Here is a 14,964-nt window from a genome sequence, read left to right as displayed (position 1 = left end):
TTGGTTTAATTACACAAGTTGCGCTTGATACGCTTCAAGTTCTGCATCTGTCATCGAGACATAATGACCCGGCTCGATTTCGCGTAATGGTGGGATACTCGAATCTTCATTCGATTTCCCGACCGCTCCGCCTGTCGGCCGATCATAGATAATCCGCTTACGTGTCCGCTCATGCTCCGGATCCGGAAGTGGAATCGCTGACAACAAGGATTTCGTATACGCATGGACCGGGTTCTCGTAAAGACGATCCGCATCACATAATTCTACGAGGTGACCTTGATACATGACTCCGATTCGATCCGAGATGTATTTAACCATTGATAAATCATGGGCAATGAACAGATACGTCAGACTGCGATCACGTTGCAATTGTTTCATCAAGTTGACGACCTGTGCCTGGATCGATACGTCGAGTGCAGAGATCGGCTCATCGGCAATGATGAAATCTGGTTCGACGGCTAACGCACGGGCAATCCCGATCCGCTGACGTTGTCCACCTGAGAATTCATGCGGATAACGGCTCGCGTGTTCTTTTGTTAAACCAACTGTTTCAAGAAGATCGTAGACACGGTTGTTTCGCTCGTCTTTCGATTTTGCAAGACCGTGGATATCGATTCCTTCCGCGATGATATCTCCGACTGTCATCCGTGGATTCAACGATGCATATGGATCTTGGAAAATCATCTGCATCGAACGGTTGAATTTCAATTTCTCTTTACGTGATTTTTTATCATGAACATTTTCACCTTTGAAAAGAACTTCTCCGTCTGTCGCATCGTATAAACCGATGATCGAACGTCCTGTTGTCGATTTTCCGCAACCGGACTCTCCAACAAGCCCAAGGACTTCGCCTTCATAAATATCGAATGATAAACCGTCAACTGCTTTGACGACACGACCACGACCGATATTAAAGTGTTGTTTCAGGTTTTTTACTTCAAGTAATTTATTACGATTCTCCATTACTTTAGACCGCCTTTCAGAAGCGATTTCGCGAATGTGCTATCTGGACGATACTTCAGCGCAAGATCGCGGATGGCTGCTGGTGGTTCCACATACGGTGCTTGCGGATGTAGCAACCAAGTTGCCGCTTCATGAGTATCTGTGATCGGGAAGAACGGAGGTTCTTTCTCGAAATCAATTTTCATTGCGTACTGATTACGTGGTGCAAATGCATCACCGACCGGCGGGTGCAATAAATTCGGCGGTGTACCAGGAATTGCCGGCAAGTCCTGCGAACGATCGTCAGACGGTCGTGGCATGGATCCAAGAAGTCCCCATGTATAAGGATGACGCGGCTCATAGAAAATCTCATCGACAGTTCCTTTTTCAATCAACTTCCCAGCATACATTACCGCTACGCGGTCTGCCATGTTCGCTACGACACCTAAATCGTGCGTGATGAAGATAATGGCTGTACCTGTTTTTTGCTGGATGTCTTTTAACAACTCAAGAATCTGTGCTTGAATCGTAACATCGAGTGCTGTCGTCGGTTCATCGGCAATCAAGACTTTAGGATTACAAGCCAGTGCGATTGCGATAACGATCCGTTGACGCATCCCACCTGACAATTGGTGCGGATATTGTTTTAGGCGCGCTTCCGGATTCGGAATTCCGACGAGTGTCAGTAATTCAAGCGTCCGTTTTTTCGCTGCATCGCCTGTCAATCCTTGGTGACGTTTTAAACCTTCTGCAATCTGTTTGAAGATGGTCATCGTCGGGTTTAATGATGTCATCGGATCCTGGAAGATCATCGCGATATCACGACCACGGACTTTCTGCATCTCTTTATCAGAGAGTTTGACCAAATCACGGCCTTCAAACATGATTTCACCTTTTGTGATTTCCCCAGGAGGATTCGGAATCAAACGCATGATGGCTTTTGATGTAACCGACTTACCTGAACCGGATTCACCAACGATGGCAAGTGTCTCACCTTTTTTTAAATCAAACGATACGCCGCGGACGGCTTGAACCGTCCCAGCATACGTATGGAAAGCGACAGTCAGGTCGCGTACTGATAAAATAGTTTCCATTGTGGATGAACTCCTCTCTTATTTCCGTTAGCGACGCAGACGTGGGTCGAACGCATCACGTAATCCATCGGCTAGCATGTTAAAGCTGATCATGACAAGTACGAGGATTGTCGATGGGATGACGAGCAAGTAAGGGAATGTTTTTAATTCTTTGTATCCCTCATTGATCAATGTACCCAGTGATGGTTGCGGTGGAGCAAGACCAAGACCGATGAAGCTTAGGAAAGCCTCGAAGAAAATCGCACCTGGAATCGTGAACATCAATGAAATGATGATTGTACCGAGTGTATTTGGAATCAAATGTTTGAATACTAAACGTGCGCTAGAAGCACCAAGTGTACGTGCTGCAAGAACAAATTCCTGGTTCTTAAGTTTCAGGATTTGTCCGCGGACGAGTCGGCTCATCCCGATCCAGCCGGTGATCGTCATCGCGAGGATGATCGTCGTGATTCCCGGTTCAAGAATTAAGATGAACAAAATGATTAAGATCAAGTTCGGAATCCCTGTCAGAATTTCCGCAATCCGTTGCATGATGTTATCGACGCGTCCACCGTAGTAAGCAGAGATACCGCCGTACGTGACACCGACTAGAACGTCAATGATTGCTGCGACAAGACCGATGAAGAGTGAAATCCGTGTTCCTTCCCAGATACGTGACCATAAGTCACGTCCGAGATGGTCCGTACCGAACCAGAATGTATCTTTGACTTGTTTTGTTTCATAAAAATCGATTGGCTTTTCACCAAGTGTCGCCATTCCGTCAAAACCAGCCCATTCGAGACCAGTGATTTTTGGTGGAAGTTTAGCTTGAGTAATCGTTTGGGTATAAGCATCTCTACCGGATAACATTGGTCCGAATAGTGATAACAATGCGATGATGACGATGATAACGAGCGACAGGATCGCCGCTTTGTTTTTGCGAAGCCGTGTCCATGCATCCTGCCAGAAGTTTAAGCTTTTTCCGGCAATCCGCTCACCCGCTTGTTCATTAAATTCTACTGGTTGGAACAACGAGGAATCGAACTGCTCCGCTTTTGCGTTTGAATTTTGTTCTGCCATTATTTGCTACCCCCCAAACGAATCCGTGGATCGACGACACCATATAGAATATCGACGAGCAAGATCATAAAGATAAAGACTGCCGAGAAGAACAGTGTTGTCCCCATGATAACCGTATAGTCATTTTGTGTGATGGATGAAACGAACAACTCACCAAGACCCGGTACCGCAAAGATTTTTTCAATGACGAATGTTCCGGTAATCAAGGCTGCTGTCATTGGTCCAAGAATCGTGATTGCTGGAATCAAAGCGTTACGCACCATGTGTTTCCAAGTGATTGATTGACCATCTAGGCCTTTTGCCTTAGCGAGTGTCACGTAATCCTGACCGGTGACTTCAAGCATTTCCGTTCGAACGAAACGGGCAATCGAGGCCGTTACTCCAAGCGATAAGGATACCGTCGGAAGAATCGTATGTGCTGGACTTTCCCAGAAGGCTACTGGCAATACGCCCCATTTCACTCCGATATAATATTGAAGAAGTGACGCAAATACGAATGATGGCACGGAAATCCCAAGTACCGAAATAAACATCGCACCGTAGTCAACTGCTGTATTGTGGCGGAGAGCCGCAACAACACCGAGAACAAGACCAAGCAATACACCGAGCACGAGGGCTTGAACACCTAGTTGAGCTGATGGTCCAATTCGTTCCATGATTAAATCTGTTACTGGACGGCTGTCATATTTAAATGATACGCCGAGATCCCCTTGAACCAAGTTAACCATGTACGCTGCATAGCGTTGTGGAAGCGGATCATTCAAGTTGTATTTATCCCGCAGGATATCCAACTGTTCAGGAGAAAGTTTTTCCTGGTTTTGGAACGGTGAACCTGGTAACAGATCCATTAGGAAGAAAGTGAACGAAGCGATGAGTAAAAACGTCAGTACGCCGTAAACAAGGCGTTGAGCTAAATAACGGCCCATAGATGGCACCCCCTATAAAGATTTTCTGTTTTTTTCGAAACATCAATAAAATCAGTATGACCCAAAATTGTCGGAACATTCAAGAATTTTGTTGTAAAAATTAAAATTCTTTTTTATCTTGGACTGATTGACGCCCCCCTGGTTACTGTTTTTTCACAGTTAACCAATATTTCAGAATTTTTCGTTTGATTCCATTATACTTTGCTAACAAAGTAATTAGAACCCATTTTTTACGAAAAGTTCACATTTCTGATAACAAAATGAGTTTCCATTCAGAAAAAACGTATATAAAACAGGAGCGTACCTTGAAAACGTTCTCAAGGACGCTCCGATTTTCAATTACTTCACATCAACGTACTTGTACTGGAAGTCAGCACCAAAGACTTGACGGTTAAAGTCTTTGACAGACGGACGGCTCAAGAAAGCAGCTCCTGCTTGATAGATCGGCGCGATGGCTTGATCTTTTTCAATCAATTGTGATTCTGCTTGCTTAAAGAGATCAAGACGTTTTGCAACATCTGATTCTTCATTGGCAGCGTTCAACAATTTATCGTAAGCAGACGATTTATACTTCACGTCGTTTTGACTGTTTGTTGATTCAAAGATCGACAAGTTTGACATTGGATCTTGGTAGTCAGGACCCCAAAGTGCATACGACATCTGATAGTCGCCTTTCGCTTCTAAGTCAAGTTTGTTTTTAAACGGTTGTTGTTTGATTGAGACGGTAACATTCGGAAGGTTTTTCTCGATTTGTCCCTTCATGTACTCACCGACTTTTTTCGCATCTTCACTGTCAAATGACAGGAGTTCGATTGTCGTTTTCTTGTTACCGTTTGCTTTTTTCCAAAGGTCAGCTGCTTCTTTTCCATCACGGTCGAACCAGTTGATGTCGCTTGTGTAGTCTTTCCCTGCGTCATCTTTGATGAATTCTTTCGGAATGAAGCTTGTTGTCGGGATCGAACCGTTCGCAAGTAACGTATCCGTAATCCCTTTCGGATCGATCGCACGGGCAATTGCTTTACGTGCATCGACGTTTTTCATTGTTGCGTCTTCGTTGTTGAATTTCAAGTAAGCAATCGATGAACGGAGTGCTGTCTTGAACTCAGGTTTTGATTCATATGTTGCTACTTGTTCAGATGTCAATCCGGCATAATCGATTTCATCCGTATCATAGAGATTCGCAACAGTTGAGTTGTCTTTGACGACGCGGATTGATACTTCATCCAATTTCACGTTGTCTTTATCCCAGTAGTTTTCGTTTTTCGTCAGAACACGTTTTGAATCCGTTTTCCAAGAAGTCCAAACGAAAGGACCGTTGTAAAGTAATTTATCCGGTTGAAGCGAGAAATCTTTTTTGTTTTTGTTATAGAAATCTTCGCTGATCGGTGTATACGTTCCGAATGATGTCAGTGAAAGGAAATACGGTGCCGGACGCTCGAGCTTAACTTCGAGAGTTTTATCATCAATGGCTTTAACACCTAACTCATCAACCGGTTTTTTACCTTGTGAGACGTCAGATCCGTTTTTAAGCGTATCAAAAATATACGCATAACCGGAAGCCGTTTTAGGATCGACGGCACGTTTCCATGCAAACTCGAAATCCTGTGCTTTGACAGGAGTTCCGTCCGACCATTTCGAATCACGAAGTGTGAATGTGTATGTGAGATTGTCACTTGAGATATCTGTTTTTTCAGCAAGTGCCGGAATCGCTTTTCCGTCTTTATCGAGACGGTAAAGACCTTCCATCGTGTTGCCGATCATGTTGAAGGCAACAGCATCTGTTGCTTGTGCCGGGTCGACCGTCGTAATATCAGAAGTATCTGTTAGACGTAAGACCTTTTTCCCGTTAGAAGAACCTGCATCTTTATCTCCGTCACCTGTTGTTGAACACCCTGCAAGAACAACGCTTCCTGCAAGCATAACTGATAACGCGAGACCGACTGTTTTTTTATTCATCGGTGAGTCATCTCCTTTTCTTTTTTAAAAACCGCTACAACTAAACGATTTTTAGACATCTCGTCGAAACTGCCTCAACGTTCCCCAAAACGCATTGACCTAGTTTCAAAATCTTAAACGAAGTGATAAATTGATTTTATGTGAGAATAACAATAACGTCAAGTGAATAGTCACACTATTTGCTATTTTACACGCTCTGAATAATACAGAGTCGTAACTGTCCTTGACTTTGCGTATAATGAAATCATCATCTTGCCGTAGGAGGTTCATCATGTCTGCCAAACTATTTCGCCCGCTTTTGATTGCCTTGATTTTAACAACGATTTACACGATTTGGGCCGTTGTTGCCGATGCGACCCACTCCCTGATGTATCACCTGTCCGGCGGTTTATTCATTGCCGGTTTTCTGTTACTCGCGATTGGATTTTTCTCTAATATGTCTGCCAATGGATTTTTTAAAGGGGTCACTGCCGGCTTCAAAAAGCAACGTGAAGCAAAATTACGCGAAGTCGACGGTGATTATTACGAAGACGAGGACGAAGAAAGTGAACTCTTGGAAGCAAAACAAAAACGGGCTTCCAACCGGACAGTTCCGTATCTCTCCAGTGGTTTTATCTGCATCGTCGTTTCATTGCTTTTGTCGTTCATTTGATTGAATTTTAATGACGTTTTGAATAGACATGTGATAAAGTGAAGATAACGTTATAGAGAACACAGTGAAGAAGAGTAGTACATCTGATCACCACTTACAGAGAGTCCATGGATGGTGGAAATGGACAGTCGGAACAGATGGAATGGACTTCGGAGTGGCTGATTCGAAATCATGTAGAATCAGACGGGTCTGCCCGTTACAGCAAATGAGCGGCTAGTGTTCTAGCAACTTGGGTGGCAACGCGATGACTCGTCCCTTGATAATTTCAAGGGACGAGTCATCTTTTTTATTTCATTTTTTGGAGGGAATCTCATGAAAACCATTTTTTCAGGCATCAAACCAACGGGTACGGTCACGCTCGGTAACTACATCGGAGCAATGAAACACTTTGTGAATCTTCAGGATGAACATGATGCCTATTACTGCATCGTCGATTTACACTCGATTACAGTCGACATTGACCGGGTCGAACTGATGAACAATACACGGGCACTGGCTGCATTGTACATCGCAAGTGGATTAAACCCTGAAAAATCAACCATTTTCGTTCAGTCGGAGGTCAAAGCGCATGCGCAACTCGGTTGGATGCTGACATGCCTGTCCGGTATGGGTGAATTGGAACGGATGACGCAATATAAAGACAAATCGCAAGGAAAAGACCGGATTGGTGCCGGATTGTTTGTTTATCCGACCTTGATGGCGGCGGACATTCTGCTGTATGATGCAGAACTCGTGCCGGTCGGTGACGATCAAAAACAACACATTGAATTGACACGTGATTTGGCACAGCGCTTCAACAGCCGATACTACGAAACGTTTAAAATGCCCGAACCGGTCATCGCTGAAACAGGTGCCCGTATCATGAGCTTAACGTCTCCTGATAAAAAAATGTCAAAAACGGATACGAATCCAAAAGGTTATATCTCAATGCTTGATGCACCGGATGTCATTCGGAAAAAAATTAAGTCTGCCGTCACGGATTTAGAAGGCATCGTCCGATTTGACCGGGAAAACAAACCCGGCGTCTCGAACTTACTTGAAATCTATTCGCTGCTTGCCGGTAATTCCATTAAAGACTTGGAAGCGAAGTATGACGGATTAAACTACGGTGTGTTTAAAGCAGATGTTGCGGAAGTCATCGTAGCGGAACTCGAACCAATCCAGCAACGGTATCACGAGCTGATTGATTCAGAAGAACTTGATTTAATTCTTGATCAAGGGCGCGATAAAGCGGAACTGGTTGCCTCACGAAAATTGGCGAAAGTCGAAAAAGCGATGGGCCTTCAGCGTAAACGGGCAAAAGTAAAAAAATAATTTCAGTTATCTTTTACTGAAATCCGGGTGGCAGATTCCAATTCTGCCACCCGGATTTTTTTTGAAAAAATCGACTGTTGCGTCAGCCACTTTTTAACTAAAAAAAGCGCTCCCGGTTAAGGGAACGCTTATCATACTTATTTTCCTTCGATAGAAGCCCATTTGTAAGAGAAATCTGCGCCGAAGTTATGTTCGACAACACCTTTAACGTATGGTTTAACGAGGAATGCGCGTCCGCGCTGATAAACAGGCGAGATCGCTGCTGAATCAAGAAGGATTTTCTCTGCTTCTTGAAGTTCAGACCAACGTTTTGCTGCATCTGTTTGTGTTTGTGCATCTTTGATGAGTTTATCGTACTCTTTGTTTGACCATTTACCACGGTTGTATGGTCCGTCAGTCAAGAAGAGATCGAGGAACGTCATTGGATCTTGGTAGTCAGGACCCCAGCCGGCGAACGAGAATTCAAAGTCGCCTTTGTTTTCGAGATCCAATTTGTTTTTGAACGGTTGTTGCTTGATTGTGACTTTCATGCCTGGAAGGTTCTTCTCAAGCTCACCTTTCAAGAACTCACCGATTTTCTTCGCATCATCACTATCGTAGTTAAGGAGCTCAAGTTCAACCGATTTTTGACCGATTTCTTTTAAGCCCTCTTCCCATAGTTTTTTCGCTTCGTCTGCATTGTACTCGTTGAATGTCGGGTACTTTTCACGGAAGTCTTTTCCGTCAGCATCTTTCGCGAAGTCTTTTGGTACAAGGTAGTTTGCAGGAAGCGAACCGTTCGCCAAGATGACGTCCGTGATTCCTTTTTTATTGTAACCCATGTCGATGGCACGACGGATTTTTTCATTGTTCAAAGCTTTGACTTTCGTGTTCAAGTAAAGGTAGAAGATTGTTGACTCCCCTTTAGTTTTGAACTCTTTGTTGTCTTGGAACTGGGCAACGAACTCTGAAGAAAGACCAGCACGATCGATGTCGCCTTTTTCATAAAGGTTAACGCCTGTCGCAACTTCTTTAACGACTTTAACGTTGATCGTGTTCAGCTTCACGCTGTCTTTATCCCAGTAGTTATCGTTTTTAACCATTTTCCAGCCTTGTTCACGTGTCCATTCTGTTAATTTAAATGGTCCGTTGTAAAGTGATTTGTCAGCTGTTGAACCGAAGTCCTTACCGATTTTTTTCGAAAGTTCTTCTGATTTCGGCATGAATGGTCCGAATCCAGTTAAACCGAGGAAGTAATCAGCTGGTGCTTTTAATTTTACTTCGAATGTCTTGTCGTCAACTGCTTTGACGCCAACCGCATCACGCTCGCCTTTTTTCGTGTTATATTCTTCAGCACCTTCGATGTTGTAGAAAACATACGCGTATTGCGAAGCATTATCCGGGTTCAAGACTTCTTTCCAAGCATATTCGAAGTCTTTTGCTGTGATTGGTGTACCGTCCGACCATTTTGTATCACGTAGCTTGAATGTGTAAGTCAATTTATCGTCAGAAACTGTGTGACTTTCAGCAATACCCGGTGTCGGCTGTTGCTTGTCATCTAAACGATAAAGACCTTCCATTGTGTTGTTCAAGACGTTGAACGACACGGCATCCGTAGAAGTTGTTGGGTTAAGCGTTGGAATATCAGCACTTTCGATCAAGTTTAGTGTCTGCTCACTTGATTTCTTGTCCGAACCTTTGTCGCCCGATGATGTGTCATTTGAATCAGTCGTCGAACAAGCTGCGAGGAACGCGCTTGAAACGAGGGCTACAGATGTAGCCAGTGCAAAACTTTTCTTTTTCATGATACGATGACCCCCCTAAAATTTCCAAAGCTAGTAATCTAAGGTTTTTGAGCGAAAAAAAAAGTCGTAACTTTTATTCGACCAAAACCTCTCGTTACAAATAGTTTACAATGTTCTGATAATTTTGCAAACCTTTTATCCGATTTTTCTAAATATTTTTTCAAAACAATTTGAAAATAAGTGGAATTTTTAGATTTTTATTTTGTTTTTTATAAAATAAAGCAGAATTTCTTTATATAAAAAAAGCGATTTAACGGTCATCCGAACCGTTAAATCGTTTTTCTGCTTCTATTCCGCACAAGATTATGCGTGATATCGTTTAAAGACAAGTGAAGCATTATGACCACCGAATCCAAGAGAGTTACTGAGTGCATACTCAAGATCCCATGACCGGCTTCCCTCGCGTACGTAATCGAGATCACACCCTTCGCTCGGTTGTTCTAAATGAATCGTCGGGTGAACGATTTGCTCTTGCAACGATTTAATCGTTGCGATGGCTTCCACTCCACCGGCACCGCCGAGCAAATGACCAATCATCGATTTCGTCGAGTTGATGGCTAATTTTTCAGCATGTTCGCCGAAGACTGTATGAATTGCTTTCGTCTCTAACACATCGTTCATCGGTGTACTCGTTCCGTGTGCATTGATGTATTGAACGGCAACCGGTTCGATACCTGCATCTTTAATCGCCATCGCCATTGCGCGCGCTCCGCCGTCACCGTCTGGATCTGGTGCTGTGATATGGTAAGCATCGGCTGTTAATCCGTATCCGCTGACTTCTGCATAGATTTTGGCACCGCGGGCGATTGCATGTTCATACTCTTCAAGTACCAGGATTCCGGCACCCTCTCCCATGACGAATCCGTCACGGCCTTCATCAAACGGACGGCTTGCCGTGTTTGGATCATGGTTCGTCGACATCGCTTTATTGGCACAAAAACCAGCAAATGCAAGATTGGTAATCGGTGCTTCTGCTCCACCGGCGATCATGACGTCCGCGTCACCGCGTTCAATGACACGTAACGCTTCACCAATCGCGTTTGTACCGGAAGCACATGCAGTGACGGAACAGTTATTCGGTCCTTTTGCGCCTGTATAAATCGAAACTTGGCCACTGGCCATGTTTGGAATCATCATTGGGATGAAGAATGGGCTGACACGACGATGGCCCCGTTCAAAATAGATTTTCGCCTGTTTTTCAATCGTCTCGACGCCGCCGATACCGGATCCGATCCAGACGCCGATACGTTCAGCATTGGCTTTAACATCCAAATCAGCATTTTTGACGGCTTCCATACTTGCGACGAGCGAATAATGAACGAAACGGTCCATTTTCCGGGCTTCCTTGGCTTCAATGAATTCCGTGACATCAAAATTCTGTAATTCTCCCGTTACTTTCGTCGGATACTCATCGATATCAAGACGTTCCATCGGACGAATCCCGTTTTCACCGGCTTTTAAGGCATTCCAAAATGTATCGACATCATTACCGATTGGCGTCAGTGCGCCCATACCTGTTACTACTACACGTTTTCTCATCATTTTATGTGTTCTCCCCTTTAGTCCAAGTAATGTAAGCTGCTCCCCATGTCAAACCTGCGCCGAATCCGGCGAGGACAAGTGTCGTCCCCGGTGACAATCTTCCTTGTCGCCGTGCCTCTTCTAGTGCAAGTGGTATTGACGCAGCAGATGTATTCGCATGTTCGTCAATCGTCACGATCACTTTCTCTTCTGCAATCCCAAGCCGTTCACGTGCTGCATCAATAATCCGTAAATTCGCTTGATGCGGAATCAGTAAATCAAGTTCGTCCAGGGTTCCGTCCGCTTTTTGAATGACTTTCTCCACGATGTCCGGTAACTTGCGGACTGCGAACTTAAAGACTTCCCGACCGTTCATTTCAATCGGACCATCCAAGTTTTTAAATAACAGATGTGCTCCGCGGCCATCCGTGCCCAGTTCAAAGGCATTCAATCCTTGTTGCTCGGTTGGACCGAGAACAACTGCTCCGGCACCGTCACCGAACAAGATGGCCGTCGACCGGTCTGACCAGTCAACGATGCTTGACATCTTCTCTGCTCCGATGACGAGTGCGTGTTTTGATCCCGTTGCCGTCATCATACTCGAAGCCGTCTGTAGGGCAAAAATGAATCCGCTGCAGGCTGCGCTGATATCAAAAGCTGTCGCACCGAGTGCGCCGATTCGCTCCTGAACGATACAGGCAGTCGACGGGAAAGCACGTCCGGTTGCCGTTCCGACAACAATCAATCCGATGTCGTCTGCTGTCAAATTGGCATCCGCTAATGCTTTTTCCGCTGCTTCCGTCGCTAAATCCGTGACATCAACTGCATCATCTGCAATCCGACGTGCGCCGATTCCTGTACGTGACCGAATCCATTCATCACTCGTATCGAGTGTCGCTGCTAAATCATCATTTGTCATCCGATGTTCGGGTAATGATGTACCGAGTCCTACAATTCCGATATTCATATGATTGCTCCTTTGAAATTAGTATCTGGTACTAATATAAAGCGTTAAACACATTTTGTCAAAGAGAAAAGAAGGCCTCCCGTTGAGAGACCTTCTTTTACGTAATCCAGATTACTCTGAATCAGCTAATGTGCGGACGACTTCCATGACCATCTTCGCTGAATTAATCGAAGCAATCTCCAAGAATTCATCAAATGACAGGGATGCTTCTTCATCGGCGCTGTCAGAAATCGAACGTGTCACGACGAACGGAACATCGAATTGATGGCAAACTTGTGCAATCGGTGCTGCTTCCATCTCAACTGCCGCGACATCCGGGAAGTTCGTTTTAATAAGGTTTGAACGCTCCGTATCATGGATGAACGAATCACCTGTCACGATCAAACCATGGACGACCCGAATCGCATCCATTCGTTCAATGACAGCTTCCGCTGTTGCAATCAATTTTGGATCCGCTGTATAGGCAGCCGGCATTCCCGGTACTTGACCATACTCGTAACCGAATGCTGTCACATCGACGTCGTGATGACGGACTTCCGTCGAAACGACGACATCACCGACTTTCAGACCGGCTCTGAATCCGCCGGCTGATCCGGTATTGATAACGGCACTTGGCTTGAAATGATCGAGTAACAACGTCGTTCCGATTGCCGCATTGACTTTTCCGATACCGGATTTCAAGATGACGACCGGTACACTGTTCAACAGCCCTTCATAAAAATGATAGTTGGCAATGACCGTATCTTTTCGTTCCGATAATTCATTTCGAAGTAAGTTTACTTCTTCTTCCATTGCTCCGATAATTGCGATCGGCATCTCTTTTTCCCCCGTTCAAACAGAAAACCGGATTGCTCCGGCTGCTGTTAATTCGTATTTACTTGATTGATGTAATTTTTACAGCAAAATCTCCGCCTGGTGCTTGAACGGAAACTTGCTCGCCAACACTGTGGCCGAACAGGCTTTTGGCAATCGGTGATTCGTTCGAGATTTTCCCGGTGAACGGATCTGCTTCTGCACTACCAACAATCGTATACGTTTCTTCTTCGTTGTCTTCAAGGATCAAGAATGTAACTGTCGTTCCGATACCAACTACCGAGATATCCTTCTCATCTTCCGAGATGATGGCAACGTTGCGTAACATCTCTTCCAGTTGAGCAATCCGGCCTTCGACCATTGCTTGTTCTTCTTTCGCTGAATCATATTCCGCGTTTTCCGACAAGTCACCAAATGAACGGGCGATTTTAATATTTTCGACAACTTCTTTACGGCGGACTGACTTCAGTTCGTTTAATTCGTTTTCAACATTCGCTTTACCTTCAAGCGTCATGTAATACTGTTTTTCTGCCATTTTTGTCACGCTCCTTTTTATTCCACTAGTATAGTATATTCACATCTTTTTTGGAATCAATATCCTCTTTGATCAAGAGAAGACCGATAATCGAGAATCGCACGGATCTTCGTGACGAGTAAGTCAATCGCCACGTGGTTTTCGCCACCTTCAGGAACAATGATGTCTGCATACCGTTTTGTCGGTTCACAAAACTGGAGATGCATCGGACGGACGACTTTCGTATACTGCTCGACAACGGAATCAATCGACCGTCCCCGTTCATTCATATCACGTTGCATCCGGCGCAGAATCCGAACATCGGCATCTGTATCAACGAAGACTTTAATATCCATCAATTCCCGTAAACGTTCGTCTTCAAGCGCCAAAATACCTTCGACGATGATGACGTCACGTGGATCAAGCGGAATCGTTTCCGTTGCACGTGTATGGGCAACGTAATCATAGACCGGTTTTTCAACCGCCTGGTTTTCGCGCAACGCTTTGATATGCTCGATCAGCAAATCATTGTCAAAAGCAAACGGATGATCATAGTTTGTTTGATAGCGCTCTTCCATCGATAATTCACTTTGGTCCTTATAGTAAGCATCCTGCTCGATCATGACGATGGATTCACTCGGGAATGCGTCGACAAGTGAACGTGCGACCGTCGTCTTTCCTGAACCTGTTCCTCCAGCCACACCAATTACAACCGGTTTTTGCATTGAATTCGTACCTCCATCATTCATTCCGACTTCACTTTCCGGCTGACGGACACACCGTCTCCAAGCGGGAAAATCGTCGTATCATATTGGTCTTGCTCCATCATCCATGCCGTAAATTCTTTGACCAGACGGACAAGCCGCCGTCTTCTCCGGTCAAAAGTCTTCGGATCCGTCTCTAGGACATCCCCGTGCAAAAACAGGTTATCCGTATATAAAACTCCGCCTATTGGCACCAATCGCCCATAACCGTTAAAGAATTTTTTATACTGCCCTTTGGCCGCATCGATGAACACGGCATCAAATTGCTCGTCAAGGGTTTCGGCTAATTCTACTGCATCCGCAAAAACGATGTCAATCCGGTCCGCAACGTCCGAACGTTCAATGAACATCTTGGCCTCGGCGTATCGTTTCGCATTTCGTTCAACGGTCGTAATTCGGGCATCCGGCAAGGCGCGAGCCATCCGAATTGCACTGTACCCAATCGCTGTGCCGAGTTCGAGAATTCGTTTCGGTTGTTGTAACGTCAACAACGATAATAAAACTTCCGATCCCGTCAGTTCGATGATTGGAATATGGTGCTCTTTCGCGTATGCTTCCATTTCCTGTAACAAGGGATCACGTGGCCGAATCATCCCTTCGACATACGCTGTAAAATCATTCATTCGGAATTCACTCCTTCTGCGCATAAACAGGTTGA

Annotated in this window: 14 protein-coding genes and 1 other annotated feature; of the genes, 2 read left to right on the top strand and 12 right to left on the bottom strand. The window is 44.8% G+C overall.

From position 1 onward, the window contains the following. Positions 1-9 precede the first annotated feature (9 nt). From KNQ07_RS00940 to KNQ07_RS00920, 5 genes are all read right to left on the bottom strand, one after another. Positions 10-963 carry an ABC transporter ATP-binding protein gene (locus KNQ07_RS00940; RefSeq protein WP_214763580.1) on the bottom strand — a complete coding sequence of 318 codons (954 nt, stop codon included), beginning with the start codon at positions 961-963 and terminating at the stop codon, positions 10-12. Next, positions 963-2,036 (bottom strand): ABC transporter ATP-binding protein, encoded by a 1,074-nt coding sequence (locus KNQ07_RS00935; RefSeq protein WP_012370924.1) that lies wholly within the window; start codon positions 2,034-2,036, stop codon positions 963-965. The genes KNQ07_RS00940 and KNQ07_RS00935 overlap by 1 nt, the downstream gene beginning before the upstream one ends. Positions 2,037-2,063: 27 nt before the next feature. Continuing rightward, a complete protein-coding gene (opp3C, locus tag KNQ07_RS00930; protein ID WP_012370925.1) occupies positions 2,064-3,095 on the bottom strand; it encodes an oligopeptide ABC transporter permease in 1,032 nt (343 codons plus the stop codon). After that, complete coding sequence (gene opp3b, locus KNQ07_RS00925; RefSeq protein ID WP_012370926.1) at positions 3,095-4,021, bottom strand: oligopeptide ABC transporter permease; 927 nt, start codon at positions 4,019-4,021, stop codon at positions 3,095-3,097. The genes opp3C and opp3b overlap by 1 nt, the downstream gene beginning before the upstream one ends. Positions 4,022-4,360: 339 nt before the next feature. Beyond that, complete coding sequence (locus KNQ07_RS00920; protein ID WP_214763578.1) at positions 4,361-5,977, bottom strand: peptide ABC transporter substrate-binding protein; 1,617 nt, start codon at positions 5,975-5,977, stop codon at positions 4,361-4,363. Between the two features lie 271 nt (positions 5,978-6,248). On the opposite strand from KNQ07_RS00920, the gene KNQ07_RS00915 reads away from it, so the two are divergent. Then, positions 6,249-6,629 (top strand): DUF3899 domain-containing protein, encoded by a 381-nt coding sequence (locus tag KNQ07_RS00915; RefSeq protein ID WP_214763577.1) that lies wholly within the window; start codon positions 6,249-6,251, stop codon positions 6,627-6,629. Between the two features lie 55 nt (positions 6,630-6,684). Further along, positions 6,685-6,889 (top strand) — a binding site (T-box leader). 52 nt (positions 6,890-6,941) lie between these two features. Then, on the top strand, positions 6,942-7,943 hold the full coding sequence (trpS, locus tag KNQ07_RS00910; protein WP_214763576.1) for a tryptophan--tRNA ligase: 1,002 nt from the start codon (positions 6,942-6,944) through the stop codon (positions 7,941-7,943). A 137-nt stretch (positions 7,944-8,080) separates the two neighbouring features. On the opposite strand, the gene KNQ07_RS00905 is transcribed toward trpS, so the two are convergent. From KNQ07_RS00905 to KNQ07_RS00875, 7 genes are all read right to left on the bottom strand, one after another. Continuing rightward, entirely contained in the window at positions 8,081-9,727 is a 1,647-nt protein-coding gene (locus KNQ07_RS00905; protein WP_214763574.1) for a peptide ABC transporter substrate-binding protein, read from the bottom strand. Between the two features lie 303 nt (positions 9,728-10,030). Further along, positions 10,031-11,269, bottom strand: a complete 1,239-nt coding sequence (fabF, locus tag KNQ07_RS00900) for a beta-ketoacyl-ACP synthase II (protein WP_214763572.1) — start codon at positions 11,267-11,269, stop codon at positions 10,031-10,033. 1 nt (position 11,270) lies between these two features. Then, positions 11,271-12,215 (bottom strand): beta-ketoacyl-ACP synthase III, encoded by a 945-nt coding sequence (locus KNQ07_RS00895; RefSeq protein ID WP_214763570.1) that lies wholly within the window; start codon positions 12,213-12,215, stop codon positions 11,271-11,273. A gap of 111 nt (positions 12,216-12,326) precedes the next feature. Continuing rightward, complete coding sequence (mtnN, locus tag KNQ07_RS00890; protein ID WP_131502701.1) at positions 12,327-13,031, bottom strand: 5'-methylthioadenosine/S-adenosylhomocysteine nucleosidase; 705 nt, start codon at positions 13,029-13,031, stop codon at positions 12,327-12,329. A 58-nt stretch (positions 13,032-13,089) separates the two neighbouring features. Beyond that, positions 13,090-13,563 (bottom strand): transcription elongation factor GreA, encoded by a 474-nt coding sequence (greA, locus tag KNQ07_RS00885; protein WP_012370935.1) that lies wholly within the window; start codon positions 13,561-13,563, stop codon positions 13,090-13,092. 56 nt (positions 13,564-13,619) lie between these two features. Beyond that, entirely contained in the window at positions 13,620-14,267 is a 648-nt protein-coding gene (gene udk, locus KNQ07_RS00880; protein ID WP_012370936.1) for a uridine kinase, read from the bottom strand. 20 nt (positions 14,268-14,287) lie between these two features. After that, complete coding sequence (locus KNQ07_RS00875; protein ID WP_214763564.1) at positions 14,288-14,929, bottom strand: O-methyltransferase; 642 nt, start codon at positions 14,927-14,929, stop codon at positions 14,288-14,290. Between the last annotated feature and the right edge of the window lie 35 nt (positions 14,930-14,964).

The organism is Exiguobacterium sp. s145 (assembly GCF_018618835.1).
GTDB classification, from domain to species: Bacteria; Bacillota; Bacilli; order Exiguobacteriales; family Exiguobacteriaceae; genus Exiguobacterium_A; species Exiguobacterium_A artemiae.
This window is presented reverse-complemented; position numbering and strand designations above follow the sequence as displayed.

Bases quoted from the DNA above. Each gene is read 5' to 3' on its own strand.
- trpS (WP_214763576.1), top strand. From the start codon at position 6,942: ATGAAAACCATTTTTTCAGGCATCAAACCAACGGGTACGGTCACGCTC.
- mtnN (WP_131502701.1), bottom strand. From the start codon at position 13,031: ATGCCGATCGCAATTATCGGAGCAATGGAAGAAGAAGTAAACTTACTT.
- opp3b (WP_012370926.1), bottom strand. From the start codon at position 4,021: ATGGGCCGTTATTTAGCTCAACGCCTTGTTTACGGCGTACTGACGTTT.
- KNQ07_RS00875 (WP_214763564.1), bottom strand. From the start codon at position 14,929: ATGAATGATTTTACAGCGTATGTCGAAGGGATGATTCGGCCACGTGAT.
- udk (WP_012370936.1), bottom strand. From the start codon at position 14,267: ATGCAAAAACCGGTTGTAATTGGTGTGGCTGGAGGAACAGGTTCAGGA.
- KNQ07_RS00915 (WP_214763577.1), top strand. From the start codon at position 6,249: ATGTCTGCCAAACTATTTCGCCCGCTTTTGATTGCCTTGATTTTAACA.
- fabF (WP_214763572.1), bottom strand. From the start codon at position 11,269: ATGATGAGAAAACGTGTAGTAGTAACAGGTATGGGCGCACTGACGCCA.
- KNQ07_RS00920 (WP_214763578.1), bottom strand. From the start codon at position 5,977: ATGAATAAAAAAACAGTCGGTCTCGCGTTATCAGTTATGCTTGCAGGA.
- KNQ07_RS00935 (WP_012370924.1), bottom strand. From the start codon at position 2,036: ATGGAAACTATTTTATCAGTACGCGACCTGACTGTCGCTTTCCATACG.
- KNQ07_RS00905 (WP_214763574.1), bottom strand. From the start codon at position 9,727: ATGAAAAAGAAAAGTTTTGCACTGGCTACATCTGTAGCCCTCGTTTCA.
- opp3C (WP_012370925.1), bottom strand. From the start codon at position 3,095: ATGGCAGAACAAAATTCAAACGCAAAAGCGGAGCAGTTCGATTCCTCG.
- KNQ07_RS00895 (WP_214763570.1), bottom strand. From the start codon at position 12,215: ATGAATATCGGAATTGTAGGACTCGGTACATCATTACCCGAACATCGG.
- greA (WP_012370935.1), bottom strand. From the start codon at position 13,563: ATGGCAGAAAAACAGTATTACATGACGCTTGAAGGTAAAGCGAATGTT.
- KNQ07_RS00940 (WP_214763580.1), bottom strand. From the start codon at position 963: ATGGAGAATCGTAATAAATTACTTGAAGTAAAAAACCTGAAACAACAC.